The sequence below is a fragment of the Dinoroseobacter sp. S375 genome (assembly GCF_049800775.1).
Lineage (GTDB): Bacteria > Pseudomonadota > Alphaproteobacteria > Rhodobacterales > Rhodobacteraceae > Dinoroseobacter.
The window spans coordinates 838,274-855,303 of record NZ_JBNAFR010000001.1 but is presented as its reverse complement, the minus strand read 5'-3'; the positions used below and the strand labels follow the sequence as shown (position 1 = coordinate 855,303).

Annotated in this window: 16 protein-coding genes; 12 read left to right on the top strand and 4 right to left on the bottom strand. The window is 64.2% G+C overall.

What is annotated here, in order from left to right; translation table 11 throughout:
• Positions 1-4: 4 nt before the first annotated feature.
• The 3 genes from ACP150_RS04105 to ACP150_RS04095 all read right to left on the bottom strand — a co-directional run bounded on the left by ACP150_RS04105 (position 5) and on the right by ACP150_RS04095 (position 2,501).
• A complete protein-coding gene (locus ACP150_RS04105) occupies positions 5-820 on the bottom strand; it encodes a TIGR01459 family HAD-type hydrolase (RefSeq protein WP_424965272.1) in 816 nt (271 codons plus the stop codon).
• A gap of 1 nt (position 821) precedes the next feature.
• A complete protein-coding gene (locus ACP150_RS04100) occupies positions 822-1,754 on the bottom strand; it encodes an N-acyl homoserine lactonase family protein (protein WP_424965271.1) in 933 nt (310 codons plus the stop codon).
• A 90-nt stretch (positions 1,755-1,844) separates the two neighbouring features.
• Positions 1,845-2,501, bottom strand: a complete 657-nt coding sequence (locus ACP150_RS04095; RefSeq protein WP_424965270.1) for a GntR family transcriptional regulator — start codon at positions 2,499-2,501, stop codon at positions 1,845-1,847.
• 148 nt (positions 2,502-2,649) lie between these two features.
• Here ACP150_RS04095 and ACP150_RS04090 point away from each other — a divergent pair, with 148 nt between their 5' ends.
• The 12 genes from ACP150_RS04090 (at position 2,650) to ACP150_RS04035 (ending at position 15,590) form a co-directional block, all read left to right on the top strand.
• Positions 2,650-3,723: an ABC transporter ATP-binding protein gene (locus tag ACP150_RS04090; RefSeq protein WP_424965269.1), complete on the top strand. Its 1,074-nt coding sequence runs from the start codon at positions 2,650-2,652 to the stop codon at positions 3,721-3,723.
• Positions 3,724-3,776: 53 nt separating this feature from the next.
• Entirely contained in the window at positions 3,777-5,123 is a 1,347-nt protein-coding gene (locus ACP150_RS04085) for an extracellular solute-binding protein (protein ID WP_424965268.1), read from the top strand.
• 68 nt (positions 5,124-5,191) lie between these two features.
• Positions 5,192-6,106: a carbohydrate ABC transporter permease gene (locus ACP150_RS04080; RefSeq protein ID WP_424965267.1), complete on the top strand. Its 915-nt coding sequence runs from the start codon at positions 5,192-5,194 to the stop codon at positions 6,104-6,106.
• A complete protein-coding gene (locus tag ACP150_RS04075) occupies positions 6,103-6,975 on the top strand; it encodes a carbohydrate ABC transporter permease (protein WP_424965266.1) in 873 nt (290 codons plus the stop codon). Before ACP150_RS04080 ends, ACP150_RS04075 begins: the two co-directional genes overlap by 4 nt.
• The gene (locus tag ACP150_RS04070) at positions 6,975-8,102 is read left to right on the top strand and encodes a Tm-1-like ATP-binding domain-containing protein (protein ID WP_424965265.1); all 1,128 of its coding nucleotides are present in this window, start codon (positions 6,975-6,977) and stop codon (positions 8,100-8,102) included. Before ACP150_RS04075 ends, ACP150_RS04070 begins: the two co-directional genes overlap by 1 nt.
• A gap of 1 nt (position 8,103) precedes the next feature.
• A complete protein-coding gene (locus ACP150_RS04065) occupies positions 8,104-8,763 on the top strand; it encodes a class II aldolase/adducin family protein (protein WP_424965264.1) in 660 nt (219 codons plus the stop codon).
• A 143-nt stretch (positions 8,764-8,906) separates the two neighbouring features.
• Complete coding sequence (locus ACP150_RS04060) at positions 8,907-9,977, top strand: PLP-dependent cysteine synthase family protein (protein ID WP_424965263.1); 1,071 nt, start codon at positions 8,907-8,909, stop codon at positions 9,975-9,977.
• A 297-nt stretch (positions 9,978-10,274) separates the two neighbouring features.
• A complete protein-coding gene (locus ACP150_RS04055; RefSeq protein ID WP_424965262.1) occupies positions 10,275-11,348 on the top strand; it encodes an extracellular solute-binding protein in 1,074 nt (357 codons plus the stop codon).
• A gap of 86 nt (positions 11,349-11,434) precedes the next feature.
• Positions 11,435-12,538, top strand: a complete 1,104-nt coding sequence (locus ACP150_RS04050) for an ABC transporter ATP-binding protein (protein WP_424965261.1) — start codon at positions 11,435-11,437, stop codon at positions 12,536-12,538.
• Positions 12,539-12,545: 7 nt separating this feature from the next.
• Positions 12,546-13,412 (top strand): ABC transporter permease, encoded by an 867-nt coding sequence (locus ACP150_RS04045; protein ID WP_424965260.1) that lies wholly within the window; start codon positions 12,546-12,548, stop codon positions 13,410-13,412.
• Positions 13,413-13,428: 16 nt separating this feature from the next.
• Positions 13,429-14,280 (top strand): ABC transporter permease, encoded by an 852-nt coding sequence (locus ACP150_RS04040; protein WP_424965259.1) that lies wholly within the window; start codon positions 13,429-13,431, stop codon positions 14,278-14,280.
• Between the two features lie 8 nt (positions 14,281-14,288).
• Positions 14,289-15,590 (top strand): NAD(P)/FAD-dependent oxidoreductase, encoded by a 1,302-nt coding sequence (locus ACP150_RS04035; protein ID WP_424965258.1) that lies wholly within the window; start codon positions 14,289-14,291, stop codon positions 15,588-15,590.
• Here ACP150_RS04035 and ACP150_RS04030 read toward each other — a convergent pair whose 3' ends face one another.
• Positions 15,591-16,955 carry an FAD-dependent oxidoreductase gene (locus ACP150_RS04030; RefSeq protein WP_424965257.1) on the bottom strand — a complete coding sequence of 455 codons (1,365 nt, stop codon included), beginning with the start codon at positions 16,953-16,955 and terminating at the stop codon, positions 15,591-15,593.
• Between the last annotated feature and the right edge of the window lie 75 nt (positions 16,956-17,030).

Below are 17,030 nucleotides of genomic sequence, written 5' to 3'. Positions count from 1 at the left end.
TGGGTCACCTGAGCGTTGGAAGGGTGTAATGGGGCGGCGCGATCCGGGTGAAGAGGTCTTCGGTCGCTGCCGCATGAAGCCCGCCGGCAATGAACAGCGCGTGCCACCCGGCACCATGGGCCCCGGCGATATCATGCTCGGGGCTGTCCCCGACCATCAGGATCCGCGCGGGATCCGCGACGCCGAGGGCCAATTGCAGCGCGGCAAAGATTGGCAGATGGGGCTTTCCGTAGAAGGTCACCTCGCCGCCCGCCTCGGCGTAGTCATGGGCCAGGGCACCGGGGGAGATCACGGTCACCCCGCCCGCACGCGGCGAGGCCCGGTCCGGGTTCGAGCAGATCAGCGGCAGGTGTCGGGCCCGCGCGGCGTCGAGCGTCGCGCGGATCGCGCCGTGGTCACCGCCATCGGGCAACCCCATCAGGAGGATCCCCTCCGCCCCCGCCACATCCCCGGTGAAACGCAGCGACAGGTCCCCGGCCCAGGCCTCTGCATCGCCGGGGGCAGCCGTGATCGGCAGCAATGTGGTGAGATGGGACAGGGTCTCGGTCTGCATATCGCGCCAGAGCGCCTCGCCGGAGGTCATCACAACCTCGAAACCGTCGCCCTCAAACCCCATCCCGGCAATGCGGGCACGGTTGATCTCGGCCCGTTTGCCCGAGTTCGACAGCACGGCCAGCCGGTGTCCGCGCGCGCGCAAGGCGGCCAGGGTTTCGACCGCCTGGGGGTAGGCGGTGCTGCCATCGTGCAGCACCCCCCATTGGTCAAAGACGATGGCCTCGTAGCGGTCGGCCACCGACAGAAGGCTGTCGAGCGCCGTCATCCTATTTCGGATCGGGCGTGGGCGGCACGAGGCTGGCGATATAGGCCTCGGCCTCTTCCTTGGTAAGCGCGGGGGCGGATTTGCCCGCGCTGCCCGGGGGCATGTCGCCAAAGTAGAACTGATACCCGGGGATCACCTGACGGCGCTTGCGCAGGGGCATGCCCTCGTAAGGGAACACGTCCGAGCGCGCGTTCGCGACCTTGTCGTGGCAGGCGAGGATGTAGTCCGCGCGCTTGTCGAGCTCTTCGACCGATTTCCAGCCCTCATAGCTGTTCACGAAGCGCGCCGGCACCCAATAGCGCCAGCCCTCGTCCGGGTTCGGCTCCATGTTCCGCTCCTGGAAGATCGCGTCGCCCGCGACGACGATATCGCCTGCGCTGGTGGCGACGGTCACGGCCATGTGGCCGACCGAATGCCCCGGCGTGTGGAACATGGTGATGCCCGGCAAAACCTCGCATTCATCCTCGACCGCTTCGAACACGCAGCCCGTATAGGCCGGGTCGATGCCGAGATACCCGCTCTCATAGGTGCGGTAGTAGAGCGGCAACGGATTGAACGCCATTTCGATCTCAGCCTTGGGCGCAATATAGCGGGCGTTCTTGAATTCCTTCATGTTCTGCACGTGGTCCCAGTGCAGATGGGTGAACACGATCGCGTCGATCTCGTCCGGATGCACGCCCAGCTTCTGCTCGAGATGCTCATGCACTTGCAGGCAGCCGCGCTTGTCGCATTTATGGTGGTACTTGGTGGCGCGTTCCTCGTCGCACAGACCGGTGTCGATCAGGATCTTGTGCTCGCCGGTGTCCACGTAGTGGCAATAGACCGGGTTCCAGATCTTCTTCCCGGCAGGGCCTTTCCAGAAGATATAGGTGCCGAGGTCTGCCTCGAGCCAGCCGGTATTGATTGGATAGATCTTGGTCTCTGCAACGCCCATCGGGTCCTCCATATACGGTTCACGATGTTTGTATACATAAAAAACCGTGTGTCTACAGAGCGGGGCGATTTTTCCGGCTGAAAGGGCAAATTAGCCGTTCGCGGCGAGCACTTGCATGAAGCTTTCGGTCATGTGCTTGCGCATTCCGTCGACAGCGGTCTGCGAGTCTCCGGAAAAGATCTTGGCCAGCAGGTCCACATGGTTTTCCACGGATTTCAGCAGGTCGTCCTGGGTCTGGAGTTTCTTGGCGCGAAAGGGGCCTGTGCGACGGCGGAAGTCCGACGCCAGCTCGGAAATGAAGGGATTTTCCGTGGCACGGTAGATCGCGAGATGGAGCGCCTCATTCGCCTTGATATAGCGCAGCCGGTCATTCTGCGCTGCCGCCTGGGCGCATTCGGCCTGCGCCGCCTCGATCTCGGAGCGGGCCAGAAGGGTGAGCCTCTGATTGGCGAGCCGCGCGCAGACGCTTTCAATTTCTTGCATCGCTTCAAACATTTGCGCGAGTTTTTCGCGCGAGTACTCCGCCACGCGGACGCCACGTTTCTCGCCCGCGACCAGCACGCCTTGTGCGGTCAACCGGTTCAGGGCTTCGCGCACCGGGGTGCGCGAGACGCCGAATCGTTCGGCCAGTTTGCTTTCGTCCAGACGTTGCCCGGGCTCGAGCAGGCCCGCCGCGATGTCATCGAGCAGCTGGCTCTCGATTCGCTGGCTGGATGATTCGCGAGGGGATCCGGCGCTTCGGTCCATTTGCGGGCTCCTGACTGGGCTGAACTGACCCTGTCTCTAGCATGAAACTTTGGCGAAATCCATCGACGCGGCATTTTTGCATATTTTTTGTTGCCTTTGTATACAAACTAGGGTTCCTTGCTGTCACGGTAAGGGGAGAGAGCCGGCCATGCCTGAGATACGCCTGCAAAATCTGCGTAAGGACTACGGCGCCATGACGGTGATCGAGGACCTGAACCTGACCATGAAAGACGGGGAGTTCACGGTGCTGGTGGGCCCATCCGGGTGCGGCAAGTCCACGACCCTGCGTATGATTGCCGGGCTCGAGAGCGTGTCCGGGGGTCAGATCATGATCGGCGACCGCGACGTCTCGCAGCTCGAGCCGAAAGAGCGCGACCTGGCCATGGTGTTCCAGGACTACGCGCTCTACCCGCATATGGATGTGGCCAAGAACATGTCCTTTGCCCTGCGTCTTGCACGGATGAACAAGGCCGAGATCGAGACGCGCGTGCGGGAGGTTGCCGCGACGCTCGATCTGACCGCCTATCTCGATCGCAAGCCCGCCGAATTGTCGGGCGGGCAGCGTCAGCGGGTCGCCATGGGGCGCGCGCTGGTGCGGGATGCGGGCACCTTCCTGTTTGACGAGCCGCTGTCGAACTTGGATGCCAAGCTGCGCGGTCAGATGCGCGCCGAGCTGGCGCTCATGTCCCAGCGGATCAGGAAGAACATGATCTACGTCACCCATGATCAGGTCGAGGCGATGACCCTCGGGGATCAGATCGTGGTCATGAAATTCGGCGAGATCATGCAGGCAGGCTCCCCCGAAGAGCTCTATCGCAGCCCGGCCAACAAGTTCGTGGCGGGGTTCATCGGCTCGCCGACCATGAACTTTCTCAATGCCGAACTGACCGAGAGCGACGGCGTGCTCAGCGCTGCCGGGCAGGGGTTCTCTATCCCGCTGCCCGAGGCGCGCAAGGCCAGCCTGCAAGGCCACAAGGATCGCGCCGTGCATCTGGGCATTCGCCCGTCGAGCTTTGCCGAAGGGGCCGGCGGCATGCCGATGCCGATCATCCTGTCGGAGTATATCGGCGCGCAATCGGTGCTGATCTCCGAGCTCGGCAGCCAGCGCGTCGCCATCGAGGTCAACACGGTGGAGCCGATCCGCTCTGGCGAGACACGGGAATTCACGGTTCAGGGAGAGGAAGTGCATCTCTTTGACCCGAAGACGGAGGCGGCGCTCTAGCGCAGCCCGCAGGATGGCCGCGCAGGCGGTCGATCAACATCTGGGAGGATGACATGACACGACACACGTCCAAGGTCTGGTCCGCTGCGGCGGCCGTGGCCCTTACATTCAGCGGTGGCTTTGCCATGGCGGCGGGCCATTCGGACCCCTACGCGCCCTATGCGGGAACCACGCTGGTGGTGAACTTCCCGGCACACCCGCATTACAACGCGGTGATGAACGTGCTGCCCGAGTTCACCGAGCAGACCGGTATCGAGGTCGAGGTCGACCAGTTGCAATACCTCAAGATGCGCGAGCGCCAGACGCTGGAGCTGACCAAGGATGAGGGCGATTATGACCTGATCGCCTATGTGGTGTTCTCCAAGGCGGATTACGTCTTTGCCGATCAGCTCGAGAACCTCGCCAAGTATTTCATGAACCCCAAGCTGGCGGATCCGAACTACGACCAGGCCGATCTGATTGACGGCTATGTCGAGAATATCGGCGTCGCGGGCGGCCAGAAGGGCTATCTGCCGGGCAAGCTGGGCTCGGCCTTCGGGATTCCCTTCGGGTCTGAGACCTCGGTTCTGGCCTATCGCAAGGACATCTTCGAGAAGCACGGCATCGCCGCGCCCGAAACCTATAACCAACTGCTCGACGCGGCCTGCAAGATCCCTGAGGTTGAGCCGGGCATGGGCGGCATGGCCTCCCGCGCGGCATCGGGTCACCAGGCGAGCCACGCCTTCCTGCTGCACCTCGCGCCGCTCGGCGGGCGGGTCTTTGACGACAGCTGGAACCCGATCATCAACAACGAGGCCGGGGTGGCTGCGGCCAACGCCCTGAAGACCATCGTGGATTGCGGCCCCGAGGGCAGCACGACCTTTGGTCCGGCCGAAGCGGCGGCGGCGTTCAAGCAAGGCCAGGCGGCCATGTTCATGGACTCCATCGCCTTTGCCGCCGGGTTCGAGGATCCGAGCCAGTCCAAGGTGGCCGGCAAGGTCGGCTATGCCCTGCATCCCGAAGGTGTGCGGCGCGGCAGCCAGACCGGTGGCTTCGGTATCGCCATCCCGAAGAACGCCCAGAACAAGGAAGCGGCCTTCCTGCTGATGCAGTGGCTGACCTCCAAGGAAGGCGATCTGGCCGTGGCCATGGAAGGCGGGAACCCCTCGCGTTTCTCGACCTATCAGAATGCCGAGCTGAACGAGAAGTTCCCTTATTCGGCGACCTTTGGTGAAGCGCTGAAACATGCTGATCCCGACTGGCGTCCGATCATCCCGACATGGGGCAAGATCAACGCCGATATCGGCACGACGCTCAGCCAGGTCCTGACCGAGGATCTCGACATCCAGGAAGCACTGGATGGTGTCGCAGAGCGCGCCCGCGCGGTGATGGATGAGGCCGGGTACTACACCTGGCAGTAAGCCTCCTCCCCGCACCTGACCGGCCCTTGCGGTCGGTCAGGTGACCCTTCTTGAAAAGGCCCCAGCCCATGTCCCTCGCGCGCGCCTCCCGTCTGACCCCGTATATGTTCCTCGCGCCTGCGGCTCTGGTGCTGGCCGTCGCGCTGTTCTACCCGATCTGCTACATGATCTATGCCAGCTTTCTGGACTGGAACCCCAGCCAGAGGATCGGCGAGGCGGATTTCGTCGGGATCCGGAACTACATCAAACTGTTCGGCGATCCGAACTTCCGCGAGAGCCTGTGGGTCACCCTGAAATTCGCCGGGATTGTCGTGACGCTCGAGATGATCATCGGGGTCGGTCTTGCGCTGCTTCTGGACCGGAATATCCGGGGGATGTCGGTGCTGCGCACGCTCTTCATCCTGCCGATGATGATCGCACCGATCGTGGTGGGCCTGATGTGGCGCTACATGTACCACCCGACGGTGGGCATCTTTAACAAGACGCTGACGTCGCTCGGGTTTGACAGCGTGCCATGGTTGTCGGACGGGTCTTGGGCCTTTGCCTCGGTGATCATCGCCGACATCTGGCAATGGACCCCGTTCATTTTTATCCTGTCGCTCGCCGCCCTGCAATCTCTGCCATCCTCGGCCATCGAGGCAAGCAAGATCGACGGCGCGACCGGATGGCAGCAGATCGTCTACATCAAGCTGCCCCTGATGCTGCCGGTGTTGATCGTGACGCTGCTCTTGCGACTGATCGACAGCTTCAAGGTGCTGGAGGTGATCCTCGTGATGACCAATGGCGGCCCGGGCCTGTCGACCGAGATCCTGTCCCTCAGGATCAATCGAACCGCGTCGGAATTCCGAGAACTTGGCGAGGCTGCGGCCATGTCGAACCTGCTGCTCATCGTGCTGCTGATCCTGACCTTCGCGATGTTCATCTACAACAAAGCCCAGGACGCCCGCGCCGCCCGGCTGCGCGCGGTGGAGGAAGAGGCATGAGCTCCCAGACCTACGACCGGCAGAACCCGGCTTTCTATGCGCTGCTCGTGGCGCTGGTGCTGATGGCGGTGGGTCCGATCTACCTGATGCTGGTCACCTCGCTGAAGCTTAACGTGGACATCATGTCCGACAGCTCCAGCCTGTTCTTCATGCCCACCCTGCGGAACTACGAGACCGCGCTGTGTGACTTCCTGTGGTACGAGCCCGAGCATCTGCGGCGCTGCGATCCGACCTTTGGGCGGGCGCTGACCAACTCGCTGATCATCGGGCTGATCTCGACGGGCATCACGTTGGTGATCGGGACAATGGCGGCCTATGCGCTGGTCCGGTTCCGCTTCATGGGGCGCGATGTGGTGTCGATCTGGACGCTGATGATGCGGATGGTGCCGCCGGCGGTCCTTCTGGTGCCGGTATTTGGCATCTGGACGTTCCAGTTCGGGATCGACGGGACACGGGGCGGGATCATCCTCGTCTATGTGGCCCTGAACCTGCCCTTCGTGATCTGGATCCTGCAGAGCTTCATCGTGCAGGTCCCGATCCAGCTCGAAGAGGCTGCGCGGATGGATGGTGCGGGCCCGTTCCAGGTGTTCTTCCTCGTGGTGCTTCCGTTGATCAAGCCGGGCATCGCGGCGGCGTCGATCTTTACCTTCCGGGTGGCGTGGAACGAGTTCCTGCTGGCCAACGCGCTGGCGGATCGCAACAGCCGCACGGTGCCGGTCACCATCGTGAACTCTCTGACCGAGTTTGACATCGATTGGGGGGTGATCATGGCGACGGGGATGCTGCTGGCGATCCCGCCGATCATCTTTACCTTTGTCGCAAGCCGTCAGATCATCACCGGCATGACTGCTGGAGCTGTCAAAGGCTGATGTCCGTCCTGCTACTGGCCACGTTCGACACCAAGCGGGAGGAGACCGAGTATATCTCCCGCGCGATGGAGGCGGCGGGTCTGACGGTGCGCCGCTGCGATATCTCGCTGAACGCGGAGGGGGTGCACTGGTCCCCCGAAGAGAAGCTCGCCGGGATGGAAGCCGCCGCCAAGCGCGCCATCGCCGAGATCGCGGCGGCCTCGGCCAAGGCGCCGCGCCTCGTGGTCGCCCTCGGGGGCGGGACTGGTGGGCAGATCGCGCTCAAGGTGCTGCATTCCCTCCCGGCGATGATGCCCAAGCTGCTGGTCACGACGCTGCCTTTTGATCCACGCTATGTGATTGCCGACAATGCGATCGTGCTGGTGCCGACCATCGCCGATCTATGCGGGCTGAACGCCACGACGCGCGATGTGCTGGACCGTGCCGCGGCCATTGCGGCGGGCCTGCGCGGGGCCTTGCCCGCCACGGGCGACGCGCCGCTGACCCCTTCGGTCGGCGTGACCTCTCTGGGGGTGACGGGTCCGGGCACGGATGCGCTGCGCCAGCGCCTGACCGAGGACGGGCATGAGGTCACGGTGTTCCACGCCAATGGCTTTGGTGGCGCGGCCTTCACCCGCTGGGCCGAGATCGGTGCCTTCAAGGGGGTGGTGGATTACACCCCGCATGAGCTCACCCGCTGTCATGTGGCCGGGATCCATGCCGAGATGCCGAACCGGTTCACCGGCATGGGCCATCTGCCCCGGGTCGTGCTGCCGGGCGCGGTGAATGTGATCGGATTGGGCGAGGCCAGCCTGATGCCTGAGATCTATCGCGCGCGGCCCCATTACGCCCATTCGCCGCTCTTCACCCATGTCCAATGCTCCGAGGCGGAGATGGCCCGCTGCGCCGATATCCTTGGCGCAGCCCTTGCCGGATCCACCGCGCCGCAGCGTGTCCTGATCCCCATGGGTGGCTTTTCCTCCGAGGACCGGCCCGGCGGCGCGGTCGAAAGCCCCGCCCTGCGCCACCTCTTTGCCGACCGGCTCGAGACCCATGTCCCGGTCACCCGGCTGCCCGGCCATATCAACGATGCAGAGGTGGCCCACGCCGCCGCCGATGCGCTTGCAGAGATCACAAAGGAACCCTGACATGATTGACCCCTCCGATGTCGAGGCCAAGAAAGACGCGCTGATCTGGTCGGCGCAGCGCTGTTTTGATCTGGGTCTGCAGACCAATGCGGGCGGGAACCTCTCGGTGCGCCTGTCCTCCGCCGAGGCCATCGTGATCAAGCCCTCGGGGGTCGGGTTTGCCGAATGCTCGCGGGACAACCTGCAGGTGGTGCATCTGGACGGCACGATCGAGCCGTCATCCTTCAAGCCGTCCAAGGATCTGGATTTCCATCTCGACCTCTACCGGATCCGGCCCGATATCAACGCCATCGTCCATTGCCACAGCCCCTGGGCGACCGGCTATGCCAGCGCCGGGATCGAGATCCCCTGCCTGACCGTCCAGACCATCGAGAAGATCGGGCGCATGCCGCTCATCCCCTTGTCGGAAAATGGCGGGCCCCAGACCGAGGTCGAGATCAGCCCGGTCTTTCGCGACGCGTCGGTGCGGGCGGCGGTGCTGGCCAATCACGGGACCATCGGTGTGGGCAAGACCCTGACCGCGGCCCAGTACCTGGCCGAGATCATCGAAGAGACCGCCCATATCGCCTTTGTTCGCGACACGCTCATGGCGGCCCATGGCAAGAGCGCCGCTGACCTGCCGAGCTATGGCACCGCCAAGGATGCCGAGGCCGCGCGCTAGCGCCCCGGCGCCCGGCCATTTGCGATCTGGTCGGTTCTTGACCTAAGCTGGCCCCGGAAGAAGGTGCGCCCGGATGTGGGCGGTACTCTGCCCTGGCGCGCGACGGTGATGCGCCCTGGGCAGTCCAGACAGGAGGGCCCACCATGACCGCGCGCACAACCACAGGTCGGGGCACACGCTACGACTCGATCCTCGAAACCGTCGGCAACACGCCAACCATTCGGATCAACAACCTCGCGCCCGAAGGCGTCACGCTTTACGTGAAGGCCGAGTTCTTCAACCCGGCCGCCTCGGTCAAGGACCGGCTTGCGCTGAGCATCATCGAGACCGCCGAGGCCAATGGCACCCTCAAGCCGGGGCAAACGGTGGTCGAGGCGACCTCGGGCAATACCGGGATCGGCCTCGCGATGGTCTGCGCCCAGAAGGGGTATCCGCTGGTCATCACCATGGCCGACAGTTTCTCGGTCGAGCGGCGGCGGCTGATGCGGCTTTTGGGGGCGCAGGTGGTGCTGACACCGCGGGCCGAGAAGGGGATCGGCATGTATCGCAAGGCGGTGGAGCTGGCCGAGGCGAATGGCTGGTTCCTCGCGAGCCAGTTTGAAACCGCAGCGAATGCCACGATCCACGAGAACACCACGGCGCAGGAGATCCTCAGCGATTTCGAGGGCGCGCCGCTGCATTACATCATCACCGGCTACGGGACCGGCGGGACGGTGACCGGGCTGGGCCGGGTCCTGCGCAAGGCGCGCCCCGAGACCAAGATCATCCTCACTGAGCCGGCCAATGCGCAGCTGGTCGCCAGCGGCACCGCCCAGGAGCGCAATGCGGCGGGCCAACCAGCGGTCAGCCACCATGCGTTCGAGCCGCACCCGATCCAGGGCTGGACCCCCGATTTCATCCCCAAAGTGCTGCAGGAGGCGCTGGACGCCGACTATTACGACGCGCTTTTGCCGGTTGCCGGGGCGGATGGCATCGCCTGGGCCCGCAAGCTCGCCCAGAAAGAGGGGATCCTGACCGGAATCTCCGGTGGCTCCACCTTCGCGATTGCGCAGCAGGTCGCCAAAACCGCGCCCGAGGGCTCGGTTCTGCTCTGCATGCTGCCTGACACCGGCGAGCGCTATCTCTCGACCCCGCTCTTCGAGGAGATCGCCGAGGATATGAGTGACGAAGAACTTGCGATCTCGCGCTCGACCCCGGGATATCAGCTGGACTAGGGGGCGCCCGGGCGGGCCCGCCGCCGCGTGCGGCCTGGCCCGCCTCCGCAACGGCACCCGCCGCTGGCGGCGCGCACGCGCCCGGCCCAAAGCCGTAACTGGTCGGAGGCCTGTCAACCGCCTGTCATACCGGGACGCTAAGCTTTGGAAATTGGGCGCTTGTTGAAAGCCCGGGCGGCGGCTAGGCTCCCGTTCAGGGAGTGTGGCTCGGGTGACGACAACCATCCAGATCTGACCTACCGTTGCGTATCGGATGTCTGCAAAAAGACACCGTCAATTATTCAGGGAGCGCAATTCATGAAATCATACCTACTCGTAATGGGCCTCGCGGCCTCCACCGCATTGACGTCCACGGCGGTCTCCGCCGAGACGCTGCGACTGCTGACCTGGGGCTCCTATGCCCCCGAAGCGCTTGTTGACAAATTCGAAGCGCAATATCCGGACATCACCGTCGAGGTGACCTTCTCCAACAACGAAGAGATGATCGCCAAGCTGCGCGCCACCGGCGGCGCGGGCTTCGATCTGGCACAGCCGAGCCATGACCGGATCTATGCCGCACAGCTCGAATACGAGATCTACAAGCCGCTCGACCTGTCGATGATCGATACCAGCGTGATGTCCTCGGTCCATCTGGACGCGGTGAAGGGCAACACAACCATCGACGGCGAGGTCTACGCCGTGCCGCATCAGTGGGGCACCTCCGGTCTGATGGCGGATGTGTCCGTCGCGCCGGATGTCTCCGGCTGGGACGATCTGTGCAACCCGGCCTATGCGGGCAAGACCTCCATGCGTCTGCGCCGCACGATCCTGCTGGGGACCGCCTTCGCCATGGGCGAGGACCCCTTCGCGATGTATTCCGATCTGGACGCCTATCAGGACCTGCTGGACCGGGTGGCGGACAAGCTGATCGAGTGCAAGGCGAACATCAAAGCCTATTGGCAGGGCGGCGACGACCTCTCGGCGATGATGCTGTCGGGCGAGATCGTGGCCTCCGAGACCTGGGATTCGACCGCGTATAAGCTGTTCAACCAGAACGAAAACATCGTCTTCATCCCGCCAGAGACCGGCGCGCTGACCTGGATCGACACCTTCGTGATCCCGGCCAAGGGCAAGGCGGATGACGCGGCCTACAAGTGGATCAACTTCGTCATGCAGCCCGAGAACATCTCGATCATGTCCGGCAGCACCGGCGCGATCGCGGCTGTGCCGGGCGGTGCGGATCTGCTGCCCGAGGACAAGAAGAAAGCTGTGAACGCGGCCTTCACCGAAGAGGACATCGCCAACCTGAAGTTCTTTGCCAACATTCCCCCGGGCGTGGAGGACATGGAAGGCAAGGCGCTTGAGAAGATCAAGGCGGCCACGGGCGGCTGATCCTTGCGCACTCGCAACTGGGGCGTCGCGACAGCGCGGCGCCCCTCTCTCCTTTTGACATTTCTTGATTGCAAGTTCGGGACCACATGACAGCTGCGGACACCCTTGACCTCGAATGTACGGGTCTCCACAAGGATTTCGGCGATTTTCGCGCCGTGGATAACGTCTCTTTCCAGATCCCGAGCGGAACCTTCTTTTCCATCCTTGGCCCCTCCGGCTGTGGCAAGACCACGCTGATGCGGATGATTGCCGGGTTCGAAACCCCGTCGCGCGGCGATATCGCGATCAAGGGGAAATCCGTCCTTTCGGTGCCGCCGAACAAGCGCAACGTGAAGATGGTGTTCCAGCATCTGGCGCTCTTCCCGATGATGGATGTCTATGAAAACATCGCCTACGGGCTGCGCTGTGCCGGGGCCTCGAAGGAGGAGATCGCGCAGAAGGTCTCGGATGTGCTCGACCGTGTGGCCCTGCCGGATCTGGCCCGACGCGAGATCCATCAGCTCTCGGGTGGCCAGAAGCAGCGGATCGCCATCGCGCGCTGCATGGCGCTGAACCCGGATGTGCTGTTGCTGGATGAACCGCTGGGCGCGCTGGATCTGAAGCTGCGCGAGGCGATGAAGATCGAGCTGAAGCTGCTGCAGCACCAGTTCGACACCACCTTTGTTTATATCACCCATGACCAGTCCGAAGCCCTCGTCATGTCCGACTACGTGGCGGTCATGAATGCCGGCCGGTTCGAGCAGGTGGGCCGCCCCGAAGAGCTCTACCATGCGCCGCGCACGGCCTTCGTGGCCGGGTTCGTGGGCGATTCCAACCGTTGGAAAGGCCGCGCGACGCAGGTGAGCGCCGAGGGCATCAAGGTCGAGACCGAGGCCGGGCTGAGCGTCGTCGCCACGGGCTACGGCGACCGGGCGGTGGCCGAGGGCGACGCGGTCGAGGTCTTCGTGCGGCCCGAGTTCATCGCTGCCACCCCGGCAGATCAGGGGGCTGCGGGCGCCGAGAACACCTATTCCGGAACCGTGGACAGTGTCCTCTTCAATGGCGCGAACAGCCGCGTGCTGGTCCGCAGTCCGGCGGGGCAGTTGATCGAGGCCGATGTGGTGGTGACCGGCGGGGGCAATGACCTGCGCGCGGGCGATCCGGTGGCGCTGAACTGGGCGCAGGAGCAATCCATGTGCTTTGCGGTGTGAGCGGGCCATGAGTTCGGATGCCAAACGCCTTTCGCTGATCCTGCTCTTCGCGCCTTTCGCGCTCTGGATCGTGTTGCTGATCATCCTGCCCCATCTGGGCATGATCGCCCTCTCGCTGCGCGAGAAGGTGGCGCCCCGGGTCTACGAGTTCGGGTTCGGCAACTACATCGATTTCATCAACGAGCCGATCTACTGGAACACGCTTCTGCGGACCGGGTCCATGTCGTTGCTGGTCACGGCGCTGGCCTTGGTGATCGGCTTTCCGATCGCCTATTACATCGCCAAGATCGCCGGGCGGCGGTCGCGCGGGGCTCTGTTCCTAATGTGCCTGATCCCGCTTTGGGTCAGCGACCTGATCCGGGCCTTTGGCTGGATCCTGCTGTTGCGCGAGACGGGCGTGGTGTCGAGCATCCTGATCTGGAGCGGTATGACCAGCGAAGGGATCGAGTTCCTCTATAACGACGTCACGGTGGTCGTGGGGCTCGTCTATACGGTTATCCTCTTCATGATCGTGCCGCTGGTCTCGACCCTCGATGGGATGGGCGATGACATGATCGAGGCGGGCTACAACCTCGGGGGCAGCACGTTGACCGTGCTCCGGCGGATCATCATCCCCTATGCCATGCCCGGCATCGTGGCGGGCTGCATCGTGGTCTTCATGCTGACGGCGGGCAGTTACCTGACGCCGATCCTTCTGGGGGGCAAGAATTCCAGCTGGTTCACCGAGCAGATCTATGACCAGTTCATCACCCGGTTCAACTGGGAATCCGGCGCGGCTTTTGGCTTCCTGCTGCTGGCCTTCACATCGCTTGTGGTCTGGCTGGGCCTGCGGTTGAGCGGGCAATCCCTGGCCAACACGGTCGCAAAGACCTGAGGGGGCGGATATGGCAATGGCAAACAGCAACCGCGCACTTCTCTTTGGCTACCGGCTCTATGTGGTGGCGTTCTTCATCTTCCTTGCGGCCCCGCTGGTCGCGGCGGGAACCTTTGCGTTCAACGACTCGCTCTTTCCGGCGCTGCCGTGGCAGGGCTTCACCCTGGACTGGTTCTTCAACGATACCGAGCCGAAGCTGGGCATGTTCCATGATCGCAGGCTGTTGCGGGGGCTCTATTATTCCTTCGTGATCGCCCTGATGGTGGCCACGCTGTCGGTGGCGGTGGGCACGACCAATGCGTTCCTCTTCGTGCGGCGGGAGTTTCCCTACAAGAACTTCTTCTACATCCTGATGATCGTGCCGCTGGTCATTCCCGGCGTGATCCTCGGGATCTCGATCCTCGTGATGGCGAGCAACATGGCCAATTCGGCGGATGATGTGCTGGGGATCGAACTGGAATTCCTGCGGCCGGGGCTGTTCCTCGTGGTGCTGGGGCAGTTTTCCTTCATCACGACGATCTCGTCGCTGGTGATCGTGGCGCGCCTGCGCAAGTTCGATGTCTCGCTCGAGGAGGCTGCGTTCAACCTCGGGGCCAGTCGGGCGCGGGTGCTCTGGACCATCACGCTGCCCTTCCTGCGGCCCGCGATGATCGCCTCGGGGATCGTGGCGTTCCTCGTGTCGTTCGAGAATTTCAACACCACGCTCTTCCTTGTCGGTTCCGAGAGCCCGCTGACCATCACCATGTACGACCGCATGGCCAAGGTCGGCTCGACCCCGGTGCTGAACGCGGTGTCGTTCTTCCTGATGGTGGGGTCCGGTCTTCTGGCGCTGATCTCGGTTGCGGTCCAGCGGCCCGAGAAGACCTAGCCTCGCCCATGGCGGCGGCGTCGGTCTTTGCCGAGGACTACACTCCGACCCCCTATTGGTGGGAGGCCGCACCGCTCGGCACCGCGCCCGTGCCGGAACTGCCAGCAGAGGCGGATGTGGCCGTCATCGGTTCGGGCTATACGGGCCTGCACGCGGCGTTGCAGGCCGCTCGGGCCGGGCTGTCCACTGTCGTGCTGGAGGCCGAGGCTCCGGGCTGGGGGTGCAGCACGCGCAATGGCGGGCAGGTCTCGACCAGTGTGAAGCCCGGTTACGGGACGTTGGTCAAACGCTACGGGGCCGAGACCGCCGAGGGCATCCTGCGCGACGGGCAAGCCTCGCTGGATTTCACCCGCGATTTCATTGCTGCCAAGGGGATCGACGCATCCTTTCGCGAGGTCGGGCGGTTCCACGGCGCGCATCTGGCCAAAAGCTATGATCAGCTGGCCCGCGAGGTCACGGCCCCCAACCCGGCCTTTGAAACCGGCGCCTATCTGGTGCCGCGCGCCGAGATGGCGGCGGAACTGGGGACCGAGGCCTATCATGGCGGCGTGGTTTTTCCGCGCCATGCCAGCCTCGATCCGGGGAAATACCATGCGGGGCTGATGCGCCTGTGCCGCGCGGCCGGGGTGCAGATCATCCCGCATTGCCGGGTGACCGAGCTGGAGCGTCTGCGCCCCGGGTTTCGCCTGCGCACGGCGCGGGGCGCGCTGCGGGCAGGGCAGGTGGTCCTGGCCACGAATGGCTATGGCGGCCCCCTCTCGCCCTGGCATCAGAGGCGGGTCATCCCTATCGGGTCCTATGTGATCGCGACCGAGCCGCTCGATCCGGGCTTGATGGACCGGCTCTTTCCCACGGACCGGATCCTGTCGGACACGCGCAAGCTGGTCTATTACTACCGCCCTTCGCCGGATCGTACGCGGATCCTGTTCGGGGGGCGTGTCTCGCTCGCCGAGGCGGATCCGGACCGCACGGGGCCGATCCTTCTGCGCGAGCTGGTGAAGCTCTTCCCCGAACTCGCGGGCACCCGCATCAGCCATTCCTGGAGCGGGACCGTCGCCTTCAGCTTTGACACGCTGGCCCATACGGGCGCGGAGGACGGGTTGCATTACGCAATGGGCTATTGCGGCTCCGGGGTGGGGATGGCGGGCTATCTCGGCCACCGGATCGGGCGGCGGCTCGCAGGGGCCGAAACCGAATTGCCCTGGACCGGGCGGGTGCCCGTGCCGACGCAGCCTTTTTATACGGGCAGCCCGTGGTTTCTCGCGCCCTCCGTGCTGGTCTACCGGATCCGGGACCGCTTCGGCTGGTAGCTAGTGGACCCGCATCCCCTGCCGGTCGAGCTCTCCGCGCACGGCCGTCAGATCCACATCCGAGAAATCCCGGTTGGAGCGGACGACCTGCGCGGCCGCGACCCCCGCGGCCTGTCCGACCACGGCGCAGCAGGACATGTTCCGCGTGGCCGCGTGGGCTATCCGGTCTCCACCGGTGGAGCGTCCGGCGACCAGCAGCCCCTGGATCTTCTTCGGCAGGAGGGACCGGTACGGTAGCTGCATGTACCGCCCGGTCGTGGGCAGGATCAGAATGCCATAGCCGTCGATGAACTCGGGATAGATCCCGATGCTGTCCTCGAACCGGCCCTGCTCGCGCACATCCGTTTCGGTCATGTTATAGGCAGCATCGATCTTGCGGGTGTCGCGGATCCCCACGGTCATCCCGAAGTTCCGCAGACGCGCCCCGGCGCAGCCCGGCATGTAGCGGCGCAGGGCATCGATGGCGAGCATCGCTTGCCGTCGCCCCTCGATCTCGCCTTTCGTCAGGCTGTCGGGGTCGGTTCCGTCCACCTCATCCATGTGCACGAGGTTCATATAAGTCAGTTCGCCCGTGTCATGCATCGCCCCCCAAGTGCCCGCGATCGTGTTGAGATGGGCGGGGATCAGCCCCTCTTCGATGGCGCGGTCGAAGGGCTTCTTGATGAAGGGCGAGAACATGTCGTCCTCCTTGCCCGAGGTCTCGATCGCCCATTCACCGCCGCCATCCCAGTCCTTGTAGGTCTGGGGATCGTCCCGGATGCCGGCCATGAAAGCGGATTTGTCGACGCCGGCCAGATGGAACATCACCGAGGCGGCCATCATGTCCTCGCGCGGGGTCTTGTAGGTTGGCGCGCCCGCGCGGTGGGCGACATCGGCGTCGCCCGTGGCGTCGATCACCACCTTGCCGAGGATCGCCTCGCGTCCCGCTTTGCTCTCGGTGATGATCCCGGTCACCCGATCACCATCCATCACCGGGGCGACGAACTGGCGGTGGAGCATGGGGTGGATCCCGGCCTCTTCCACCAGCCGGTCGGCGACCAGCTTGAATCCCTCGCTGTCGAGCTCATAGCTCAGGGACTGGCTCTCGGGCACGGCGGCGCCCATGGCCTTGGCCCGGTCCTCGAACTCGCGACCGATGCCGCCTGCCTCGATGGTGGCCTCATGGCGGTACCATGCAAATCCCTCGACCCCGACAGCGGTGATATTGCCGCCGAAACAGCCGAACCGCTCGACCAGAGCGACATCCACACCGCAGCGTGCCGCGGCGAGGGCGGCGGCGAGCCCGGCCGGCCCCGATCCGACCACGACGACATCGGTTTCGAAGATGACATCCACATGTCGGGCGGGTTCGGTGATCGATTTCATCCAGTCGGCTCCTCATTCGGGCGGATGGCGCGGTGGCGCACGGCCTCACGTTATCGCCAGAGTTTCGGGCGCGCT